Origin of the sequence: Stieleria sp. (assembly GCF_041595215.1) — a bacterium.
GTDB classification, from domain to species: Bacteria; Planctomycetota; Planctomycetia; order Pirellulales; family Pirellulaceae; genus Stieleria; species Stieleria magnilauensis.
In genome coordinates this window covers 1-3,323 of the sequence record NZ_JBFHKV010000965.1, presented here as the reverse complement: position 1 = coordinate 3,323, position 3,323 = coordinate 1, and the positions used below count along the sequence as shown (strand labels likewise).

The window sequence follows — 3,323 nt, the reverse complement described above, 5'->3', positions numbered from 1 at the left end:
GGACGATAGCGTTTTGGCAAAGACGCGGAACCGGAGGGCTCGCGCCCAATACCGCTCAATCGAGAAGCGAAAATGAAACACCATGGCTCCCCTCTCCCCCGATTCCTGACGAGCCTAAGCGAGTCAGGAATCGGGGGAGAGGGGCTGGGGGTGAGGGGGATTTATTCTGTGCGCGGTTGGTGGATGACGGCGACGATGCGCTCTCGAAACCCGGTTGGATCTGGCGGTATGCCGTACGCTGAAATGCGAACTGCATCAAATCGACTCAGCAGAAATCAACGGTGTATCGCCCATCGGATGCTCACGACGAAACTCTTCTCCGGCGCAACCACGATCGCGCGCCATCAGCTAAACCGAGTTTCCAAATTCATTCGATCGGCCGCGCTGATCACGAGCAAACCCGTTAGTCTTGTGATTGCATCGTTGCGAAAACACTGAAAGCCTCACGCTCATTGGAAACTCAGCGTTTTCAAAAACTGTTGACCAAACCGTCCGTAGTCCTGGCCGTCAACATCACCATCGCCGTCATAATCGAGCGATTCATCAAACGCCGACACACCCATCGTCTGCAAGAACGACAACCCGAACCGTCCGTAGTCTTGGCCATCAACATCGCGGTCGCCATCGGTATCACCATAGTGCCGAAAAAATCGATCCGCCGCGACAGCTCCGTGGTCGTAGTCCCCGGCCATCACGGCTCCGCTGATCGGCGATGTGATCTGGGCGGCGAGCAAGGTCAGTTGATAATTGCCGTCGGCCAATGAGTTTCGTAGCCCCGTCGTTCCACCCGGGTCTCGATCGACCACCGACGGCCCACTGCCGAACGTGATTTCGACAAACGTCTGTCCCGATTCGAAACGACGGTCGACGATCAACGACGTCAGCTGCGTTTGCGTGTCACGATTGATCAGCTGAACCGCCGAGGCCGGTACATCGACGTTGCCGTCAAACACCACCGTCACTTGATCCACTGTCGAACGCTGCGACTCCTCAACCGGCGCACCGGAATCACCGCCGACCAGTAAATCGACCACCGACGGTGAGACTTCCTCGAGTACAAACATTTCGCGTCCGAAAGGTCCGTTCTCGGCGACGAAATACAACTTGCCGCCGATCTGGACGATCTCGTCCGGATGGCTGCCAAAGAACTCCGGCGGATACAGATCTTCCACCAACAACGTCAGGGCGTCGCTTCCATCGGTCGCCCACAGCTCGCGGTCGTTGTTGGTGGTACCGGCTGCACTGAACAGCAATCGCTTGCCGGTGTCGTACAGCGGCACCGGCTCGCTGCCGCCGCCGGGTTGAATGTCGGACACCAACGTCGCGTTGCCGGCCACTCCGCTGGTCTTCCACAATTCCTCCCCGACGGTTCCATCATCGGCGGCAAAGTAAACCTCTCCGAGTGCGGAAAAGAAACCGGCGGCGTCGCTCGATCCGCCGCCCGAGTTGATGTTCGCGATCTGGCTGGTGCCACCGCCGGTGCCGTCGGAACGGTAGGGTTCGAATCCGTCTGATCCGTTGTTGGCCGAGAAGTAAAGCATCCCGTTGACCTCGGTCAAGCCAACCGGATCCGAGCTGTTGCCTCCGCTGCGAATGTCCGCAACGATCGCGGTGTTCCCCAAGCTATCCCTCCGCCATAACTCTCGCCCGTTGATCCCGTTGTCTGCGGTGAAGAACAACTCGCTCCCCACCACCGTCAACTCCTCGGGTGATGAATCAAACGTGCGATTCAGATCATTCGGATCCACGACGGCATTGATGTCTTGGACCAAACTGACCGACGTTCCATCGGTCCTGAACAACTCGCGGCCGATATCCTTGCGATCGACGCCGTCGGTCACCGTCTCCGCGGAGGTATCGGCAGAGAAGTAAAGAAAACTATCCAGCGCCGTCAATTCCATCGGATTGCTTCCCACCGAGCCCGGGATCAAGTCCCAGACCCTCTCGGCCGGACCGCTGCCATCGCTTTTCCACAACTCGTTCCCGCTGACCCCGTCATCGGCCACGAAGTAAATCAGCCCGTTGGAAATCACAAACACCGTCCCGTCTTCATCCAGCGGGACGGGCCGCCGATCGGACAACTGTCGCGTCGGACCATTCGGGTCGGTCAGATAAACGCCTCCCTCGGTGCCGAGCGAGTTGTTGTAGAAAACGACTTGCTCGGTCAGGGCGCTGTACACCGTCAGCGTCGAGATCCGGTCGGTGCTTGACGGAGAAATGTCTTCGAACAGTTCAACCGTTCCGGCCACGGTATCCGCTTTCCAAATCGCTTCGCCGTTGAGCCCGTCATCGGCGACAAAATAAATGTCCGTACCGAATGGAACCAGATCTCTGACGTCGGCGTCAGCGGTCGATGGATTCAGATTGACCAGCGTTTCGGTGTTCAACGGATTGCCGTCGGTGATCCACAATTCACGGTCGCGTGCCAAATCGGTTGTCGTAAACAACAAGTTGCCATTCAGTTCACCGAACAACCTCGGTGCACCATCCAGCGGAGCACCATACAGGTCATTGCCCGGCAACGAGTCGATGACTTGCACCGTGCCTTCTTCGGTTCCATCGGACCACCAAAGTTCCAAACCGTCGACAAGGACGTCATCGGCGGCGAAGAATAACTTGCCGCCGACCTGGGTCAATTGAAACGGATTGGAACTGCCCATCGGAACAATGTCTTTGACGATCTCGGTACCACCGGTCGTCCCATCGGTCTTGTGCAATTCACGACCGGCGTCAACCAATTGTGCCGTGCCGGCACTTAGATCAGCCGACAACGTCGCACCGACGACAAACGCTTCGGTGGACTCGTTGGGGAAACCTGGAAACGTCGAATTGCCGAACGACAATCGAACCGTTGCGGTGGTCACCGTCGCACCGCCGGGGTCAGTCAAATTGACATTGTTGGCGTCTCGACCGAGGTACCAATTGTCCAACTCGGGGCCCGAGACGGTCGTGGAATTTGCCGGGGTCGTGCTACCGTTAAGAAACAACTCGAACAACAATCCTTCTTCACTTCCCGACGTCGCCTCCGTCAATCCGGTCCCCGACGCGAATCCGGAAAAACGGAGATTCGTCAAACCGGCGGAATCCGCAATCGTCCATTCCCATGCGTTGACCGCCAACTCACCATTGTTGTCGATGTCTTCGACGTACAAGTCGCCGACTTCGATCGATTGCAGCCCGACGCCCGGGTCGCCGATGCGGGCGCTCGAGGAGACCCAACCCAGATTGTCATTGGATCCCCCCTGCGCGGTGCTGTTGAACTGGATTGATGCGTTGAACCCCGACAACGTCCCACCGTAGGCCGTCGTCGTCTCAGCGACGAT

1 protein-coding gene is annotated in these 3,323 nt (G+C 57.9%); it reads right to left on the bottom strand.

All coding sequences use genetic code 11. The features are described from left to right. Nucleotides 1-449: 449 nt before the first annotated feature. Nucleotides 450-3,323, bottom strand: a 2,874-nt coding sequence (locus tag ABX749_RS26885; RefSeq protein ID WP_372898727.1) for a hypothetical protein, incomplete at its 5' end; no start/stop codon positions are given.